Here is an 18,363-nt window from a genome sequence, read left to right as displayed (position 1 = left end):
CGCAGAGCACCGGCCACAACGTCGAGCGCCCGACCGGGAGTTGATCCCCGATCGGGCACTGTGCAGGTCAACGACGGTCAGTCGGTGCCGAGTTGGCGCCGCACCCATTCCTTCAGCTTCTTGCCCCGGCGCGGCTTCGCCTCGCAACCACCGAACAGCGCAAGGCCCTTGATCCGGACAACCGGAGCGTACGGGTCCGCCGCGGTCGTCTCCCGGACGTCGAAGCCGCCGAAGATGCCGATGCCGGATCCCTGCAGGCTCACGTTCTCCGGGACCCTGACCTGGACCCCGCCGAAGATCGCCGTCACCGTGATCTCCACCTCGGGGGACTCGAACACGGCGTCGGTCAGGTCGATCTCCACCCCGCCGAACGCGGCGAAGGCGCTCAGGTGCGAGCCCACCCGCCAACGGCCCTTGCGGGCCGCGCCGCCGAAGACCGCCACCACCGTCGGCGACTCCTGGCGCGCGGGCGGCTGCGGCGGCGGGCCCTGCGGGGCGCTCAGCGGCTGCTTCTCGAAGGACAGCGGGCGGGCCGGCAGGTCCCGGGTCAGCGGCACGAGGTCGCCGAAGGTCTTCGCGGCGTACGCGGCCTCGATCCGCTCCGCGTGCTCGTCCGCGTCCAGGCGGCCCTCGGCGTAGGCGTCCCGCAGCAGCTCCGCGACCTTCTCGCGGTCGGCGTCGGAGACCCGCAGGTCCGCCTCCGCGACCGGCGCGTGCGGCCGCGGCGCGGCCTCCGCCCTGGTCTCGGGCTTGAGTTCCGGCTCGGGTTCGGGCTTGGTCATCGGTACGGGCGCCGGCACCGGCGGCTGCCCCGAATCGTCGTGCGACGGCGAGTTGTCCACGGGGTCAGCCTAGTCGCTCGCACTCCTGCACGAGTGAGCCCGGTCACGCAAGGCTGCCCTGTCCGCATGCCGACTTCCACCGGGTCCTACCCTGGATGATGCTTCGCCGACGCAGCCGGACCAACTGGACAGCTAAGGACCGCCCCCATGGCTCCCACGCCAGACTTCGAGTACAGCGACCTGCTCCCCCTGGGCGCTGACCCGACCCCCTACCGCAAGATCACCTCCGAGGGTGTCTCCACCTTCGAGGCCGGCGGCCGCACCTTCCTCCAGGTCGAGCCCGAGGCGCTGCGGCTGCTGACGGCCGAGGCGATGCACGACATCTCGCACTACCTGCGCCCCGCCCACCTCGCCCAGCTGCGCCGCATCCTGGACGACCCGGAGGCCAGCCCCAACGACCGCTTCGTGGCGCTCGACCTGCTGAAGAACGTCAACATCTCGGCCGGCGGCATCCTCCCGATGTGCCAGGACACCGGCACCGCCATCGTCATGGGCAAGCGCGGCCAGAACGTGCTCACCGAGGGCGGCGACGAGTCCGCCATCGCGCGCGGCGTCCACGACGCGTACACCAAGCTCAACCTGCGCTACTCCCAGATGGCCCCGGTGACCATGTGGGACGAGAAGAACACCGGCAACAACCTGCCGGCCCAGATCGAGCTGTACGCCACCGACGGCGACGCGTACAAGTTCCTGTTCATGGCCAAGGGCGGCGGCTCCGCCAACAAGTCGTACCTGTACCAGGAGACCAAGGCCATCCTGAACGAGGCGAGCATGCTCTCGTTCCTGGAGCAGAAGATCCGCTCGCTGGGCACCGCGGCCTGCCCGCCGTACCACCTGGCCATCGTGATCGGCGGCACCAGCGCCGAGTTCGCGCTGAAGACCGCCAAGTACGCCTCGGCGCACTACCTGGACAACCTGCCGACCTCGGGCGACGCCAGGACCGGCCACGGCTTCCGCGACCTGGAGCTGGAGGCCAAGGTCACCGAGCTGACCCAGAAGATCGGCATCGGCGCCCAGTTCGGCGGCAAGTACTTCTGCCACGACGTGCGCGTGGTGCGCCTGCCGCGGCACGGAGCCTCGCTCCCGGTCGCGATGGCCGTCTCCTGCTCCGCCGACCGCCAGGCGCTCGGCAAGATCACCGCCGAGGGCGTGTTCCTGGAGCAGCTGGAGACCGACCCGGCGAAGTACCTGCCGGACACCACGGACGAGCACCTGGACGACGACGTGGTGCGCGTCGACCTCGACCAGCCGATGTCCGCGATCCGCGCCGAGCTGTCCAAGTACCCGGTGAAGACCCGGCTCTCGCTCACCGGCACCCTGGTCGTCGCCCGCGACATCGCCCACGCCAAGATCAAGGAGCGCCTGGACGCCGGCGAGGGCATGCCCAAGTACCTCCAGGACCACCCGGTCTACTACGCGGGCCCGGCCAAGACCCCCGAGGGCTACGCCTCCGGCTCCTTCGGCCCGACCACGGCCGGCCGGATGGACTCCTACGTCGACCAGTTCCAGGCCGCCGGCGGCTCGATGGTCATGCTGGCCAAGGGCAACCGCAGCAAGCAGGTCACCGACGCCTGCGCCGCGCACGGCGGCTTCTACCTCGGCTCGATCGGCGGCCCGGCCGCCCGCCTCGCCCAGGACTGCATCAAGAAGGTCGAGGTGCTGGAGTACGCCGAGCTCGGCATGGAGGCGGTCTGGCGCATCGAGGTCGAGGACTTCCCGGCCTTCATCGTCGTCGACGACAAGGGCAACGACTTCTTCCGCGAGACCACCGAGGGCCCGCTGATCACCAACCTGCGCGTCCGCTCCAAGGAGTAGTCCCGCACGCCCCCGCCCCGCCCCGGTCGCCCCTGCGGCCGGGGCGGCGGTGTTCCCGCGCGGTGGACGGCAGCCGGCCGCGGCCGGCGGGCGTCGTCCGGCGCTCAGGCGTCGTCCGGCGCTCAGGCGTCGTCCGGCGCTCAGGCGTCGAAGTCGTACTCCAGGACGTAGGAGGCGGCGTCCAGGATCATCTCGTTGAGCTCGACGACCTGGCCCTCGTCGGCGAAGGCGGTGCGGCAGATCAGGATGACGGGGGTGCCGGCGGACAGCTCCAGGCGGGCGGCCTCCTCGGCGCCGGGCATCCGGGAGCGGACCTCCTCGCGGAAGTGCACGGGCTTGGCGCCGATCTCGGCGAGCCGGGCGTAGGTGCCGCCGGGGCCGGTGTCCTCGCGGGTGATCGCGGTGCCCGCGACCAGGACGGCGGGCAGGTAGGAGGTCGACAGCAGCACCGGCTTGCCGTCGAGGACGAAGCGGCGGTGCCGCACGCACATCGGGGCGCCCGGGGCGGCCCCGAGCATCCGGGCCACGTGCTCGGGCGCGCCCTGCTCGGTGACGGACACCTGGTCGACCACCAGGCTGCGGTTGTCGATGTCCGCCGACCATATCGACCGGCCGGACCCCCACTGCCCCTGCGCCAGCCGCTGGATGCCGCGCCGGCGCAGCGGCCGGAAGTCCCGGACGAAGACCCCGGCGCCGCGGCGCGCCTCGGCGATGCCCTCGCTCTGCAGCACGCCCAGGGCCTGGCGGGCGGTCATCCGGGCCACGCCGTACTCGTCCATGAGGTCGTTCTCGCCGGGCAGGCGGTCGCCCGCGCGGTACCGGCCGCTGTCGATGGCCGTTTTCAGCGCTTCGGCGATCCGCTGGTACTTGGGCTGCTTGTCGCCATTGCTGCCGGTCATCGCCGCTCCCTCTGCCTCGGACAAATCGTAGGCGTGCCCGCGGTCGCCGGTAAGGAGATACGACCGTTGACATCTCTAGAGATATTAGCTTCTCTAGAGATGCTGGCCAGTCGCCGACCAGAGCGAGGAGCAGCACGGTGAGCACCCGACAGCGAAACACCCCGGCCTACCGGCCCCACGTGGGTGAACTCGTCCTCGACCGGAGGACCGGACGCACCGGCATCTACATGGACACCATCGGCGGCGAGCACTACCTGCGCCCCGAGCCCGGCGGCCGGGAATGGACGGCCGACCCCCACCAGGTCGCCCCCGCCCCCGGGGCGGGCGATTCAGCCGAATACGATCTTCCTCGGCAATTTCGGCAAAACGCGGGCAAACGGCGGCATTCCGACCACCGCAATACCCCCGGGTGAATCCGGAATTCCGGAACGTCCCGCACCCGCCGTCGGGCACGTTACGGATATCGCCGGTCACCATGAGTGCACCGCGGGCATGTTTCGGCCACCCGGTTGACACCTATGGGGAATTGGCGTGCCCATAACCACCGGTGCCCCCGCGCCCGGACGGGGGCGACGGGGGCACGCGACCGGCACGGCTCACGCGTGGCCGAAGACGATGCTCTCCGGCTCGTACTTCTCGCCCGGCTTGCCGGTGTCCGGCTTGGCCGGCTCCAGCAGGTGGTCGGCCTCGTCGCCGAAGATCCCGTTCTCGATCGCGTTCTTCCGGTCGGCACTCGGCTCGGTGTACTCGGTCGGGTCCGAGGTCGCGGCGACCGCGCCCTCGACAGCCTGGCCGGCCTCCACAGCGGAGTCCGGGGCCGGGGTCTGCGCCTGGTTCTCGGGCGTCGACGGCACCGGGGTCTCGCTCTGGTCGTTGGCCATTGGCGGCCGCCTTTCGGTCATCAAATGTCGTCAGCCCGACCGGCTTGGCGCGGGCGCGGGCACAGTATCGTAGGGTTGATTAAATGTCCGATAAACATCGTGCGGCTTGCGGGACCGTCCGGCAGAGTCGGGCGTCCGCCTAAGCTGAAGCACCGCGGCGGACCGCCGAGCGCCCTTTCACGAAATCGACACCACAGGCCATCGGGGGACTTCATGGAGTTTCAGGAGACGCCGCCCTCGCCCGCGCTGCGCTTCCAGGTCCTCGGCCCGGTCCAGGCCTGGCTCGACGGGAAGCCCGTCTCCCTCGGCTCCCCCCAGCAACAGGCGGTCCTGAGCGCCCTCCTGCTGCACGCCGGCCGCCCGGTCACCACCCAGGACCTGGTCGACGCCCTGTGGGGCGATCGCCCGCCGGCCCAGGCGGTCGCCGCCCTGCGGACCTACGTCTCCCGGCTGCGCTCGGTCATCGAGCCGCGCCGCGAGGTCCGCGCACCCGCCGAGCTGCTGGTCTCGGTCGCCGACGGCTACGCCTTGCGCATCCCGGGCGAGGCCCTCGACCTGACGGTCTTCGAGCGGCTCTGCGCCGAGGCCGCGGCCGCCCGGACGAACGGCGACAAGCAGGACGCGCACCGACTGCTGACCGAGGCACTGGGCCTGTTCAGCGGCCGCCCGCTCACCGGCATCCCCGGCCCCTACGCCGACACCCAGCGGCTCCGACTGGCCGAGCGCCAGGTGGCCGCCGCCGAGGACCTGTGCGCCGCCGCCCTCGCCATCGGCCAGCACGCGGAAATCGTCGGAGAGCTCAACAACCTGACGACGGAACATCCGCTGCGCGAACGGCTGCGCGAACTCCTGATGCTGGCGCTGTACCGCTGCGGCCGCCAGGCCGAGGCCCTCGGCGTCTACACCGACACCCGCAAACTGCTCATCGAGGAACTCGGGGTGGAACCGGGCGTCGGCCTGTCCACGATGCACACCCGCATCCTCGCGGCCGACCCCGCGCTCGCCCTCCCGGCCGTGCCCGAAGCGGCGGCGAAGGACCGGCCCACCGCCCCGGCACCGGCCCAACTCCCGGCCGACGTGCTGGACTTCAGCGGCCGCACCGAGCTGGTGAGCGACCTCTCGACGGTCCTGATGAACGCCACCGGCCAGGCCGTGGTGGTCACTTCGCTGGCCGGCATCGGCGGCGTCGGGAAGACCACCCTCGCGGTCCACGTCGCCCACCGGGTCCGGGCCGAGTTCCCGGACGGACAGCTGTACGTCGACCTGCGCGGCGCCGGCGCCTCGCCGGCCGACCCGGTCGTCGTCCTCGGCGACTTCCTCCACGCCCTCGGTGTCACCGAGAACCCGGAGTCGATGGAGCAGCGCGCGGCGCTCTACCGCTCGCTGCTCGCCAACCGGCGGATGCTCATCCTGCTGGACAACGCGCGGGACGCCGACCAGATCCGGCCGCTGATCCCGGGCGTCTCCGGCTGCGCGGTGCTCGCCACCAGCCGTTCCCGGCTCGCCGGCATCCCCGGCGCGCAACTGTTCGACGTCGAGGAGCTGACTCCGCGGGAGGCCCTGGCACTGTTCTCGGCCATCGTCGGGGAGCAGCGGGTCGCCGCGGAGCCGGAGGCGGCCATGGCGGTGGTCACCGCGTGCGGCTTCCTGCCGCTGGCGGTCCGCATCGCCGCCGCCCGGCTGGCCAGCCGGCCGCGGTGGAGCGTCTCCGACCTGGCCCGTCGGTTAGCCGACCAGCGTCACCGCCTGGACGAGCTCCAACTCGGCAACCTCGCCGTGGAGACCACCATCGGGCTCGGCTACGGACAGCTGTCCACGGCCGAGGCCCGCGCCTTTCGACTGCTCGCGCTGATCGACTCCCCCGACATCCCGCTCGCGGCCGCCGCGGCACTCCTCGGCGTGGACGAGGACACCGCCGAGGAGCTCGTCGAGGCCCTGGTGGAGGCGAACATGCTGGAGTGCTTCACCCCCGGCCGCTACCGCTACCACGATCTGCTCCGCCTCTACGCCCAGCGGCAGAACGACCGGTCGGGCGACGGCGGGGAGCAGGAACGGGCCGTCCTGCGGCTGCTCGACCTGCTGATCCCGACCGTCCGCAACGCGGCCCGGACCCTCGAACCGGACGACCCCGAGCCCGAGCTGCTCACCACGCCGTCCTCGCCCGGGATCGGCCTGCCGACCAGCGGTTCCGCCCAGTCCTGGCTCCGGAGCGAGAGCGCCCTCCTGCTCAACTCCACGGCGGCGGCGGCGAACGGGCCCCGCTCCTCGCAGCACGCGGCGATCGACCTGTTGATCCTGCTGTACGGCCTCGATCCGGACCCGACCCACGGCCCCCAGGTACGACCGGTGCTGGAAGCCCTCGGACGCGAGGCGGAGCTCCGCGACGACTCCGCCGCACTCGCCCGGGTGCACTTCGTCCTGGGTGCCCTGAACTACGTCACCAGTGACTTCCAGGGCGCCGAGCACTCGCTGCGCCGCAGTCTGGACCACCAGTCACCGGACGTCCCGACCGTCCAGCTGCTGGCCACCGCCAACATCCTGGGCGTGATCCTGAGCCTGGGCAACCGCCCGGCCGAGGCCCTGCCGTTCATGGAACAGGCCCGGGCCACCAGTCAGGCGGTCGGCGCGCCGACCGCCGAGGCCCGCATCGTCAGCAACATGGCCCGGGCCCAGCACCGGCTCGGGATGACCGAGACGGCGGTCCGGTCCGCCGGTGACGGTGTCGCCGCCGCCCGGGAGTCCAAGAACGGCCCGCTGCTCGCCCAGACCCTCTACCAGCTGGGCGTGGTGCTCTCCGGCGGCGACGCCGTTCCGCACCTGCGGGAGGCGCACCGGCTCTACCAGTCGCAGCAGAACCCCCTGTGGGAGGGCTACACCCTGGCCAGGCTCGCCTCGGCCCTGCTGGTCGCCGAGCAGCCCGCCGAGGCGGCCTCGGCGGCCGGCGAGTCGCTGGCGATCGGCCAGGAGCTGGGCTCCGCCTACTGCCAGGGCCTGGCGAACGCCGCACTGGGCGAGGCCCTGTTGGCGCTCGCCCAGCCGGCTCGCGGACTCGCCTGCCTCCAGGAGGCCCATGCGATCTTCACGCGGCTCGGTGTGCCTGAGGCCTCCCCCGTGGCGGACCTCATCTCCCAGCAGCACACCGAGCCCCTCTCTCCCCCCGCGCCGTAAGGCTTCCGCTCCCCCGCGGAGAACCTCCCCCGTTCCGCGCGTCGGCGCCCCCGCAGCCCCCCGGCTGCGGGAGCGCCCTCAACGCTTCCCCGGCGCTGGACTCCACTGTGCACCGGACCGATTGACGTTCGATAAACGTCCGATAGTCAGCCTGCGGATCGGCAAAACCGCAGGTCATCGACGTTCCCCTGGCGCGCTGTCCGGCGTGCGCGGCCACGCGCACAACCCCGCCCGCACCCCCGTGCTTCCGCAACCCCGGCCACAACCACCCAAGCGCGGCGAGTTGGCCGGAAAGGGACCCCACGGCACAGTGATCACGCATATTCTCAGATGCCAGTACGCACACGAGTGTCTGCTCGGAAACGCATCGGGGTGCCGTCCGTCCGCGTGGTGCGCAGAGCGTGACGTACCGCCACCGGCAGCGGCCCGCGGGGCCGCGGAGGAGCCACCGGAGGCCACGGGTGGAAGGGTGCCTCGCAACGTGACGACCGGACAGATATCGGACCCGTTCCCCGTCGACGAGGACGCCGGCGACGACGAACCCGAGGTACGGCGGCGGCGGGCGGCCCGGGCACTGCAGGCGGTCGCCTTCGACACCATCGGCACGGAGTACGGCGAGGCGTTCCCCGCCAAGGACGGACAGCTGGCCTGCGGCCGGCGGCTGCTCGCCGAGCTCGAACCCGGCGCCCGGGTGCTGGACGTCGGCTGCGGCACCGGCGAACCGACCGTCCGCCAGCTGGTCGCCGACGGTCTGCGGGTGACCGGCGCGGACCTCTCCGACGGCATGCTCACGCTGGCCCGGCGGACCGCCTTCCCAGGCGTTTTCGCGCCGGTGTTCCATCGGATCGACCTGTACGATCTGGCCACCGAGCGTGCGGACCGGGTCTGGAACGCCCCCGAACTGGGGCCGGACGGCCGGGGCCGCTTCGCCGCCGTCACCGCGTTCTTCTCGCTGATCCTGCTGCCGCAGGACGAGATCCCGACCGTGCTGCGGCAGCTGCGCGAACTCCTGCGGCCGGGCGGACTGCTGGCGCTCGGTATGGTCGAGGCGGACCTGGATCACGTTCCGCTTCCGTTCCTTGGCAGAGAGCTGCGGATCAGTGGGTATCTGAGGGAGGATCTGGAGCGGGTTCTGGTCTCGGCCGGCTTCGCCGTCGAGGAGTGCTCGGGGCATCCGTACGCACCGGCCAGTACCTCGCTGCCGCCGGAGGAACAGCTGTTCCTGCGCTGTCGACGCGTCGGCTGATCGAACCGGGACAGGGCCGGCCGCACCCGCGGCCGGTGCAACAGAACAGCTCACCGACCACACCGAATCCAGGACAGGCAGCCGTGCGCGACCAGCTCAAGACCGAGGCGGAGCAGCCGCCCGCCGTCCCGGGCCAGCGCCGCCAGGTCCCGGCCGCGGCACCGGCCCCGGCGACGGCCCTGCCGGCCGCCCCGGTACGACGGGCGGGCGCACGGCCGGAACGCACCGAGATGGCGGACCGCCTGGCGTACCTCGACTCGGCGACCCGGCGGATCAACAGCGCCCTCGACCTCGCCGCGACGCTGCGCAACATCGGCCGGGTGCTGGTCCCGACGCTCGCCGACGCCGCCGTCGTCCACCTGCGCGACCCGCTGCCCAACGTCGAACGCGAACCCGGCTTCCCGGAGGAGCTGCGGATACACCACAGCACCGGCACCCGGATCGGCCGCCGCGGCCGCCCGAGCGGTCTGGACGACCGGCGCCGCTCCCGCTACGGCGCCCGCTCGACCGCCGACGGCGGCCCGGCCACCCCGGTGACCCGCGGCGGGGCGCTCGCCCACGCCCTGCTGAGCCGCCGCCCCGCCGAGGCCGCCGTCCTCGGCACCCCCGCCGCCGAACGCGCCGAGACGCTGCTGCGCGAGCTGTACGGCACCCGCGGGGTGGCCCGGCTGGCCGCCGGCACCTCCGTCCTCGCCCTGCCGCTGCGCGGGCGCAAGGCCGTGCTCGGGCTGCTGATACTGATCCGCCGCCCTCCCGAACGCACCGGCCGCCCGGTCTTCGACGCCGCGGACACCGCGACCGCGGCGCACCTCGCCACCCAGGCCGGGCTGGCCGTGGACACCGCACTGCGCTACGCCCGCGAGTGGGAGATCGCCAACGAACTCCAGCGCAGCATGCTGCCGCTGCGCCTGCCGCAGTCGCACGGCGTCCGGATCGCCCAGCGCTACCTGCCCGGCGAGCGCGGCGCACAGGTCGGCGGGGACTGGTACGACGCCGTCCCGCTGCCCGGCAACCGGGTCGCCCTGATCGTCGGCGACGTGATGGGCCACTCGCTCACCTCGGCCGCCATCATGGGCCAGCTGCGCACCAGCGCCCAGACCCTGGCCGCCCTCGACCTGCCGCCGCACGAGGTGCTCTACCACCTGGACGAACAGGCCCAGCGGCTCGGCCGGGAACAGCACCTGGCCACCTGCGTCTACGCGGTGTACGACCCGATCGCCAACCGGGTGGTGATGGCCAACGCCGGACACGTCCCACCGGTGCTGGTCCGCCCGGACGGCATCGCCGAACTGGTCGAACTGGACTCCGGGGCACCGATCGGCGTCGGCGGGGTGGACTTCAACTCCGTCGAACTGCCCGCACCGCCCGGCTCGGCCCTGCTGCTGTTCACCGACGGCCTGGTGGAGACCCGCACCCGCCCGATCAGCGACGGCCTGGAGATGCTGCGCGCCCGGATCGCCGCCGCCCGCTGGCAGTCCCCCGAGCAGCTGTGCCAGGAGGCGCTGCGGATCCTGCCGCCCGGCGACCGCGGCGACGACATCGCCCTGCTCGGCGCCTGCTTCGACGGCATCCCGGCCGGGGACGTCGCGCACTGGTACCTCCAGCCGCGCAACGAGACTCCGGGCCGGGCCCGCCGACTGGCCGCGCACACGCTGCGCCGCTGGGGGCTGGACGAGCTGAGCGAGGCGACCGAGCTGATGGTCAGCGAGCTGGTCACCAACGCCGTCCAGCACGCGACCCGGCCGGTCACCCTGAGCCTGGTGCGCACCGCCCGGCTGCGCTGCGAGGTCGGCGACGACAGCCCGCTGCTGCCGCGCCCGCGCCGCACCGGGCCGGAGGACGAACGCGGGCGCGGGCTACAGATAGTGGCCCGGTGCGCGGACCGCTGGGGTGCGACCAGGCTGGGCACCGGCAAGGTGGTCTGGTTCGAACAGCGGCTGCCCGCGGGGATGTGACCGCGCCCCCTCCAACGCGGGGGCGCGAACGCGGGAGCGCCCGGCGGGAACGGATCCCACCGGGCGCCCCGTACGGGTCGTCCGACCACTGCCCCCGGGCCGGGGCTCCTCGGGCCGGGCCTTCTGGGGCCTAGTCTTCTGGGGCCGGGGCTCCTGGGGCCGGGGCCGTCAGATCCGGGTCGGCTCCACGGCCGGCTGCTCGGCCGGCTCCCGCGTCCCGTCCTCGGCCGGCCGTCGCGCGAGCCGGGCCATCAGCTGCTCGCCCTCCATGTCCACCCGCGGCACGACCTTCTCCAGCCGCTTCGGGAACCACCAGGCGGCCTTGCCGAACAGCGCCATCGCGGCCGGCACCAGCGCCATCCGCACCACGAAGGCGTCCACCAGCACGCCCACCGCGAGGGCGAATCCGATCGGCTGGACGACCGGATCGTGGCCGAAGACGAACGAGCCGAACACCGCCACCATGATCAGCGCGGCCGCCGTGACCACCCGGGCCCCGTTCCGCACCCCGGCCACCACGGCCTCGCGCGGCGCCGCGCCGTGGACGTGCTGCTCCTTCATCCCGGAGACCAGGAACAGCTCGTAGTCCATCGCCAGCCCGAACAGCACGCCGATCAGCAGGATCGGCACGAAGCTCACCACCGGCCCGACCTTGGGCACGTCGATCAGCCCGTCCAGCCAGCCCCACTGGTAGACCGCGACCACCGCGCCGAGCGAGGCGGTGACGCTGAGCAGGAAACCGGCCACCGCCTTGAGCGGGACGAGCACCGAGCGGAACGCCAGCGCCAGCAGCACCACCGCGATCCCGACGATCACCGCGAGGAAGGGCGGCAGCGCCTGGCCGAGCTTGGTGGAGACGTCGATGTTGGCGGCCGTGGTGCCGGTGACGGCGATGTCCGCGCCGGTCTCCGCCTTCAGCTCCGCCTTCCGGTCGCGGATCTCGTTGACCAGCGCCTCGGTGTCCGCGTGGTCCGGACCGGTCTGCGGTATGACGGTCACCAGCGCGGTGCGGCTCTCCTGGTCGACGGTCGGCGGCAGCAGCGTCCCGACGCCCTTGAGGGTCTGGAGCTTCGCGGCCACCTCCCGCACCGCCTGCTCGGGCTGCGGCGCGCCGTGGGCGTCCACCACGACCACCAGCGGAGCGTTGAAGCCCGGCCCGAAGCTCTCGCCGACCAGGTCGTACGCCTTGCGCGCGTCCGTCCCGGCGGCCTGCGAACCGCCGCTCGGCAGACCGAGGTTCAGGCTCGCGGCGGGCACCGCCAGGGCGCCCAGCCCGGCCAGGGCGACCAGCAGGACGGGCAGCGGGCGGCGGACCACGAAGCGGCCCCAACGCTCGCCCATGGTGGTGCGGTTGTTGGCGGTCAGGGCCCGCTTCCAGATCGGCAGCCGGTCGATGGACCGGCCGGTGAAGCCCAGCACGGCGGGCAGCAGCGTGATCGCGACCAGGACGGCCACCACGACGGCCCCGGAGGCGGCCAGACCCATCACGGTGAGGAAGGGCACGCCCGCGACGGCGAGTCCCGCGAGCGCGACGACCACGGTCAGACCGGCGAAGACGACGGCGCTGCCGGCGGTCGCGGTGGCCCGGGCGGCGGCCTCCTCCGGCTCCAGGCCCTCGTCCAGGTGGCGGCGGTACCGGAAGAGGATGAACAGCGCGTAGTCGATGCCGACCGCGAGGCCGACCATCAGGGCCAGCACCGGCGCGGTGGTGATGATCTCGAAGGAGCCGGTGAGCGCCAGTAGGCCGGCCATCGTCACGCCGACGCCGACCAGCGCGGTCAGCAGCGGCAGCCCGGCGGCGACCAGCGTGCCGAGGGTGACCACCAGCACCAGCCCGGCCACCACCAGGCCGATCGCCTCGCTGCCGCCCTCGATCCGGGCCATCGTGTTGTACGCGTCGCCGCCGAAGGCCACGTCCAGCCCGGCCGCGCGGGCCGGCTCGGCGGCGGCCTTCACGGCGTCGCGCTGCCGGTCGGTGACATCGGCGAGCTTGTGGTCGAAGGAGACCAGCGCGAGCGCGACCTTCCCGTCCGGCGAGAGCGCGCCGGTGGCGTACGGGTCCGGCACCGCGGCCACGCCCGGCACCTGGGCGATCCGGGCGACGGCCTCGCCGACCGCCCTGCTCGCCTCGGGCGTCCCGATGCCGCCGGGCGCGCCGGCGGCGAAGACGACCTGCGCGGAGCCGTGGCCCTGCGCCGGGAAGGTGTCCTTGATCCGGTCCAGGGTGGCCTGCGCCTCGGTGCCCGGGACCTTGAACTCGTCGGTGGTCTTGCCGGCGAAGGCGCCCGCGGCCCCGCCGATGGCGAGGAGCAGGGCGATCCAGACGGCGGCGACGGCCCGTCGCCGCCGGAAGCAGTATCGGCCCAGTCGGTACAGGTACGTGGCCATCGGCGGTCCCTCGGGTCGGTCAGGGCAGGTCGCGTCCCACCGTAGACCGAACTTTGTCGGGTGACAAAGTTGACCGACAAGATCGCACGACACAGTTGCCCGCCCGTGGCGCTACCCTGACTGGATGGCCCACGTCCCCGCCTCCGAACGCCGACCGCAACTGGTCCAGGCCGCGATCGACCTGATGACCAGGGAGGGAATCGCCGCCGGCAGCACCCGCGCGATCGCGGCCGAGCTGGGCGTGGCGCAGGCGACGGTGCACTACACCTTCGGCACCAAGAAGGACCTCTACCGGGCGGTCGTCCAGCAGCTGAAGTCCGACTTCGTCGGCGAGGTGCGCGCCGCCTCCCCCGGCGACGGCGCGTTCGGCGAGCAGGTCCGCACCCTGGTGCTCGCGCTCTGGGAGGCCGCCACCGGCGAGCACGGACGCTGCGTGCTGCTGAGCGAGTTCGGGGCGCTGGCCATGCGCGACCCGGACATGCAGGAGATCATGCTCGGGCTCCAGCACGACATCGAGGGCACCGCCACCGAGATGCTCGACGCCCTCGCGGCCGCCCACGGCCTGAGCCTGGCGCTGCCCGCCCGCCGGATCGCCGTCCACTTCCTCGGCGGCTTCGACGGCCTGACGGCCCGCCACCTCACCCTGCGCCGGCCCGGCGACCGGCCCGACCAGGACACCCTGGAGGCACTGGAGCTCCTCGTCGCGACGACGGTCGGACTCTGCCTGGGCACCCCGGCGGCGGAACTCCGCCGGCCGGACGCCCTGCGCGCTGCGCGCTAGCTAGGAAACGATCCGGACCGGCAGCTCGACCAGCACCTCGCGCAGCGCGGCCGCGAAGCGCTCGTACTCGGCGTTGCGGGCCGAGCCCGGCCGGACGGCCAGCCCGATCCTGCGGCCGGGCTGCGGTGCGGCGAAGCGGACGGCGGCCAGCCGGTCGGTGCGCCCGGCCTCGACGTCCAGCGCGGTGGCGGGCAGCAGGGTCACCCCGAGGCCGCCGGCGACCAGCTGGACCAGGGTGGACAGGCCGGCCGCGCGGGTGGTCGAGCCCGCCGGGTCGGCGCCGACCTCGCGGCAGATGTCCAGCGCCTGGTCGCGCAGGCAGTGGCCCTCCTCCAGCAGCAGCACCTCCAGGTCGAGCAGCACGTCGCGCGGGACGTCGATCCGCCCGGCGAGCGGGTGGCCGGGCGGGGTGAGCAGGACGAAGTCCTCGTCGAACAGCGGGATGTCCTTGGTCGGCGAGGCCCCGCCGGCCGGCAGCGCGAGCAGCAGGACGTCCAGCCGCCCGGCGGCCAGGCCCTCCAGCAGCGAGGGGGTGCGCTCCTCGTGGACGTGCAGCTCCAGGTCCGGGAAGCCGTCGCGGACCAGCCGCAGCACGGTGGGCAGCAGGTAGGGCGCGACGGTCGGGATGACGCCCAGGTGCAGCGGCCCGGTGAACGGACGGCGGGCGGCCTCGACCTCCTCGGTGAGGGCCTGCAGCGAGGCGAGCACCCGGCGCGCGTGCTGGTGCACACGCTCCCCCAGTGGGGTGACGATCACCTTGCGCGTCGTACGCTCGACCAACTGCGCGCCCAGGGACTCCTCCAGCGCCGCGACCGCCCCGGACAGCGCGGGCTGGCTGGTCCCGGTGGCGGCGGCGGCCTCCCGGAAGTGCCGGTGCTCGGCCACCGCGACGAAGGCGCGCAACTGGGCGACGGTCGGGGTGCGCGGGCTGCGGGCTGTGGCGCTCGACACAGTCGGGTCGCCCTTGGGGCCGCCGTTCCGGCGGGGAACCGGCCGCGACGTGGGGGATTCAGTACTGATAACAATCTCCGATCAGACACATCCAGTGTAGCTATTTCCCTGATCAGTCCACGATGTGGAACTGTGAGTGGTGTCCGGATTCCGGACAAGCTCCCCTCATCTCACTTCAGGAGAAGCGAACGTGCTCACGATCGGTGACAAGTTCCCCGAGTTCGACCTCAAGGCCTGTGTCGACCTGGACGCCGCGAGCGCCTTCGCCGATATCAACCACAAGTCCTACGAGGGCAAGTGGAAGATCGTCTTCTTCTGGCCGATGGACTTCACCTTCGTCTGCCCGACCGAGATCGCCGCGTTCGGCAAGCTGAACGACGAGTTCGCCGACCGCGACGCCCAGGTCCTCGGCGTCTCCGGCGACTCCGAGTTCGTGCACCACGCCTGGCGCAAGGACCACAAGGACCTGCGCGACCTGCCCTTCCCGATGCTGGCCGACATCAAGCACGACCTGATGCGCGCCTGCGGCGTCGAGGGCGAGGACGGCACCGCCCAGCGCGCCGTCTTCATCGTCGACCCGAACAACGAGATCCAGTTCGTCATGGTCACCGCCGGCTCCGTCGGCCGTAACCCCAAGGAGGTCCTGCGGGTGCTGGACGCCCTGCAGACCGACGAGCTGTGCCCGTGCAACTGGAACAAGGGCGAGGACACCCTCGACGCCCAGGCCCTGCTGGCGGGCTGACCCATGGCTCTCGACGACCTGAAGGCCGCCCTCCCGGACTACGCCAAGGACCTCAAGCTCAACCTGGGCTCGGTCATCGGCAACTCCGACCTCCCCGCCCAGCAGCTCTGGGGCACCGTGCTGTCCTGCGCGATGGCCACCCGCAGCCCCGGCCTGCTGCGCGAGCTGGAGCCCGAGGCCAAGGCCAACCTGTCCCCGGAGGCGTACAACGCCGCCAAGGGCGCGGCCGCGATCATGGGGATGAACAACGTCTACTACCGGACGCTGCACCTGCTCTCCGACAAGGAGTACAGCACGATGCGGGCCGGTCTGCGGATGAACATCATCGGCACCCCGGGCGTCGAGAAGGTCGACTTCGAGCTCTGGTGCTTCGCGGTCTCCGCCATCAACGGCTGCGGCCAGTGCCTCGACTCGCACGAGGCCGTGCTGCGCAAGGCCGGCGTCGAGCGCGAGGTCGTCCAGGCCTCGATGAAGATCGCCGCCGTCCTCCAGGCCGTGGCCGGCGTCCTCGACTCCGAGGCCGCCCTCGCTGCCGTCACCGCCTGACGCACCCGGCACCCCGACGGGCCCTCCCGGACACCATGTCCGGGAGGGCCCGTCGTCGTTCTCCCCACCACCGGCAGTCCGGCACGGCGGAGGTTCAGTCGGTGGCGGGTGCGGCCGGCGGGGCGGAACCGGTGGCCGCTGCACGCTCGCCGGTGCGCTCGGCGCTGCGCCCGGCGGCCTGTCCGGCCGTCCGTTCGGCGGCCTCGCGGGCGGCTTCGAGCGCGGTGAAGACGGCCTGGCCGGCCTCGTTGCGCCGGCGCAGGTGGGTGACCACGGTGTTGGTGACGGCGATCAGCGGGACGGCGACCACCGCGCCGCCGATGCCCCCGATGATGCCGCCGGCCGCGACGCCGAGCACCACGCCGAGCGGGTGGACCCTTACGGCCCGGCCGAGGATCAGCGGCTGGAGGATGTGACTCTCCACCTGCATCACCACCACCAGCACCACCAGCACCATCAGCGCCGTCCACGGCCCCTGGGTGACCAGCGCGATCAGCACCGCGACGGTGCCGGTGACCAGTGCGCCGACCAGCGGGACGAAGGCGCCCAGGAAGATGATCACAGCCAGCGGCAGGGCCAGCGGCACGCCCAGCAGATCGACGCCGATGCCGATGCAGAGCGCGTCGATGAAGGCCACGCAGACCGTGCCGCGCACATAGGCGGTGAGCGTCGCCCACGCCTTCGGGCCGGCCCCGGCCATCGCGAAGCGGGAGTGCCGCGGCAGCCCGCGCAGCGCCCAGTTCCAGATCTTCGCCCCGTCGTAGAGGAAGAAGAAGGTGGTGAAGAAGGTCATCAGCAGTGCGGTCAGCACCTCGACGGCGATCTGCGCGCCGGTGATCGAGGCCGAGGTGAGCTGATCGGTGTTGGTGGTGATGGCCTTGGTGATCTGGTTGGCGAAGTCGGTGATCTGCTGCTGGGTCAGGTGCAGCGGCCCGGTGACCAGCCAGTCCCGCATCTGGTTGACGCCGGTCTTCACCTGGGTGGTGACGTCCGAGAGGTTGGTCGACACCTGCCAGACCACGAACCAGCCGACCAGTCCGATCCCGGCGAGACCGCTGAGGAACACCCCGCCCGCCGCCAGCGAGCGCGGCACCCCGCGCCGGCGCAGCCAGGAGACCGAGGGCTCCAGCAGCGCGGTGATCAGCAGCGAGGCCAGCACCGAGAAGGCGACCAGCCGCAGCATGTCGACCACGTAGAAGACGACGTAGAGCGCGGCTCCGAGCAGCAGCAGCCGCCAGGTCGACTCCGCGGCCACCCGCAGCCCCCACGGCACCGCCTCGGCGGGGGTGGCCGGGCGGCCGGGGTGGTACTCCCGCCCGAACCCGGCGTGCGCGACCGGCGCGGGCGCGGCGACCGGGGCCGCCGCGGCGGACGGCGGGACCGCCTCGGCCGCCGGGGCCGGGTCGGCCCGCGGGACCGGGACCGGTCCGGGCGCCTCGACGAGTGCCGGGACGAGTGCCGGGACGTGCCCGTCCACGAGCGCCGGAACGTTCCCGGCGGCCGGCCCCGGGAGGGCCGGCTCGTGCGGGTCGGCCGCCATCGCGGCCCGCCGGCGCCGTTCGATCACGGCGGCCGCGCTCGCCACCACGGCCATGCCCTTGGCCACGGCCTTGAAGGCCTTTCCGCCCCGCGCCATCCTCGCTACCACCGCTCCACTGCCGAACCCGCCGTGCCCGGCGGTACGCCGCGGGTCCCGCCGCGGCCGTCAGGGATGACGCTACCCGGCGAGGGCGCGGCCAGTCCGGCCGCGGGCCCGTTCGACTCGAACCTCCCATGCCGACGAACCGGACAAAACGCAAGGTTCCATCCGGTTTCGGATGCGGTCGGCTGGGGAGGAGTCGGGACGAGACCCCGGAGCCCGGCCACCGAGGTCGCCCCGCGGCCAACTGCCGGCGGACCGGCCGGTGCGGGAAGCAACCAGGACCCCTTCCCGCGCCCCGCGTCCGCAACCGGGACCGCACCGCCCGAGGGCGCACTGGTCAGCGCAGCCCGGGCGGCGCGGTCCGCCCCCCGGCTCACGCCCCTCGGGCCAACGCCCGCGCGACAGCCGTGCCCGAGAACGCCGCGGGGCCCGAAAAACCCGCCGAAGAGGGTGAGGAAGACGGGGGTACGGGGGACATACCATCCCAGTAGGGAGCAGCTCCCCTCC

The 18,363-nt window shown here is 72.9% G+C and carries 14 protein-coding genes; 8 read left to right on the top strand and 6 right to left on the bottom strand.

Annotated elements, in window-relative coordinates:
• Positions 1–77: 77 nt before the first annotated feature.
• A complete protein-coding gene (locus ACFVGO_RS32690; protein WP_359899522.1) occupies positions 78–842 on the bottom strand; it encodes a DUF1707 domain-containing protein in 765 nt (254 codons plus the stop codon).
• Between the two features lie 147 nt (positions 843–989).
• On the opposite strand from ACFVGO_RS32690, the gene ACFVGO_RS32685 reads away from it, so the two are divergent.
• The gene (locus tag ACFVGO_RS32685) at positions 990–2,657 is read left to right on the top strand and encodes a fumarate hydratase (protein ID WP_359899520.1); all 1,668 of its coding nucleotides are present in this window, start codon (positions 990–992) and stop codon (positions 2,655–2,657) included.
• Positions 2,658–2,797: 140 nt separating this feature from the next.
• Here the strand turns inward: ACFVGO_RS32685 and ACFVGO_RS32680 are convergent, their stop codons facing one another.
• Positions 2,798–3,556, bottom strand: a complete 759-nt coding sequence (locus ACFVGO_RS32680) for a GntR family transcriptional regulator (protein WP_359899519.1) — start codon at positions 3,554–3,556, stop codon at positions 2,798–2,800.
• A 137-nt stretch (positions 3,557–3,693) separates the two neighbouring features.
• Between ACFVGO_RS32680 and ACFVGO_RS32675 the strand changes: the two genes are divergently transcribed.
• Entirely contained in the window at positions 3,694–3,969 is a 276-nt protein-coding gene (locus ACFVGO_RS32675; RefSeq protein WP_359899518.1) for a hypothetical protein, read from the top strand.
• A gap of 183 nt (positions 3,970–4,152) precedes the next feature.
• On the opposite strand, the gene ACFVGO_RS32670 is transcribed toward ACFVGO_RS32675, so the two are convergent.
• Positions 4,153–4,437 (bottom strand): hypothetical protein, encoded by a 285-nt coding sequence (locus tag ACFVGO_RS32670; RefSeq protein WP_359899516.1) that lies wholly within the window; start codon positions 4,435–4,437, stop codon positions 4,153–4,155.
• Positions 4,438–4,650: 213 nt separating this feature from the next.
• On the opposite strand from ACFVGO_RS32670, the gene ACFVGO_RS32665 reads away from it, so the two are divergent.
• From ACFVGO_RS32665 to ACFVGO_RS32655, 3 genes are all read left to right on the top strand, one after another.
• The gene (locus ACFVGO_RS32665; RefSeq protein ID WP_359899514.1) at positions 4,651–7,605 is read left to right on the top strand and encodes a BTAD domain-containing putative transcriptional regulator; all 2,955 of its coding nucleotides are present in this window, start codon (positions 4,651–4,653) and stop codon (positions 7,603–7,605) included.
• Between the two features lie 574 nt (positions 7,606–8,179).
• The gene (locus ACFVGO_RS32660; protein ID WP_359899589.1) at positions 8,180–8,851 is read left to right on the top strand and encodes a class I SAM-dependent methyltransferase; all 672 of its coding nucleotides are present in this window, start codon (positions 8,180–8,182) and stop codon (positions 8,849–8,851) included.
• Between the two features lie 83 nt (positions 8,852–8,934).
• The gene (locus ACFVGO_RS32655; RefSeq protein ID WP_359899512.1) at positions 8,935–10,806 is read left to right on the top strand and encodes an ATP-binding SpoIIE family protein phosphatase; all 1,872 of its coding nucleotides are present in this window, start codon (positions 8,935–8,937) and stop codon (positions 10,804–10,806) included.
• Positions 10,807–10,974: 168 nt separating this feature from the next.
• On the opposite strand, the gene ACFVGO_RS32650 is transcribed toward ACFVGO_RS32655, so the two are convergent.
• On the bottom strand, positions 10,975–13,194 hold the full coding sequence (locus ACFVGO_RS32650; RefSeq protein WP_380635698.1) for an MMPL family transporter: 2,220 nt from the start codon (positions 13,192–13,194) through the stop codon (positions 10,975–10,977).
• Between the two features lie 124 nt (positions 13,195–13,318).
• On the opposite strand from ACFVGO_RS32650, the gene ACFVGO_RS32645 reads away from it, so the two are divergent.
• Positions 13,319–13,975, top strand: a complete 657-nt coding sequence (locus ACFVGO_RS32645) for a TetR/AcrR family transcriptional regulator (RefSeq protein ID WP_359899509.1) — start codon at positions 13,319–13,321, stop codon at positions 13,973–13,975.
• Here ACFVGO_RS32645 and ACFVGO_RS32640 read toward each other — a convergent pair whose 3' ends face one another.
• On the bottom strand, positions 13,976–14,926 hold the full coding sequence (locus ACFVGO_RS32640) for a LysR substrate-binding domain-containing protein (RefSeq protein ID WP_359899507.1): 951 nt from the start codon (positions 14,924–14,926) through the stop codon (positions 13,976–13,978).
• A gap of 190 nt (positions 14,927–15,116) precedes the next feature.
• Between ACFVGO_RS32640 and ACFVGO_RS32635 the strand changes: the two genes are divergently transcribed.
• Together ACFVGO_RS32635 and ACFVGO_RS32630 are read left to right on the top strand one after the other, a co-directional pair.
• Positions 15,117–15,668, top strand: a complete 552-nt coding sequence (locus tag ACFVGO_RS32635; protein ID WP_359899505.1) for a peroxiredoxin — start codon at positions 15,117–15,119, stop codon at positions 15,666–15,668.
• Between the two features lie 3 nt (positions 15,669–15,671).
• Positions 15,672–16,214, top strand: coding sequence for an alkyl hydroperoxide reductase (locus ACFVGO_RS32630; protein ID WP_359899503.1), 543 nt, complete (start codon positions 15,672–15,674; stop codon positions 16,212–16,214).
• Between the two features lie 94 nt (positions 16,215–16,308).
• On the opposite strand, the gene ACFVGO_RS32625 is transcribed toward ACFVGO_RS32630, so the two are convergent.
• Positions 16,309–17,850, bottom strand: coding sequence for an AI-2E family transporter (locus ACFVGO_RS32625; protein ID WP_359899501.1), 1,542 nt, complete (start codon positions 17,848–17,850; stop codon positions 16,309–16,311).
• Between the last annotated feature and the right edge of the window lie 513 nt (positions 17,851–18,363).

This window comes from Kitasatospora sp. NPDC057738 (assembly GCF_042798815.1).
GTDB classification, from domain to species: domain Bacteria; phylum Actinomycetota; class Actinomycetes; order Streptomycetales; family Streptomycetaceae; genus Kitasatospora; species Kitasatospora lactacystinica.
Note: the sequence above shows the minus strand (reverse complement) of the source record. Positions and strands in the feature narration are given on the sequence as shown.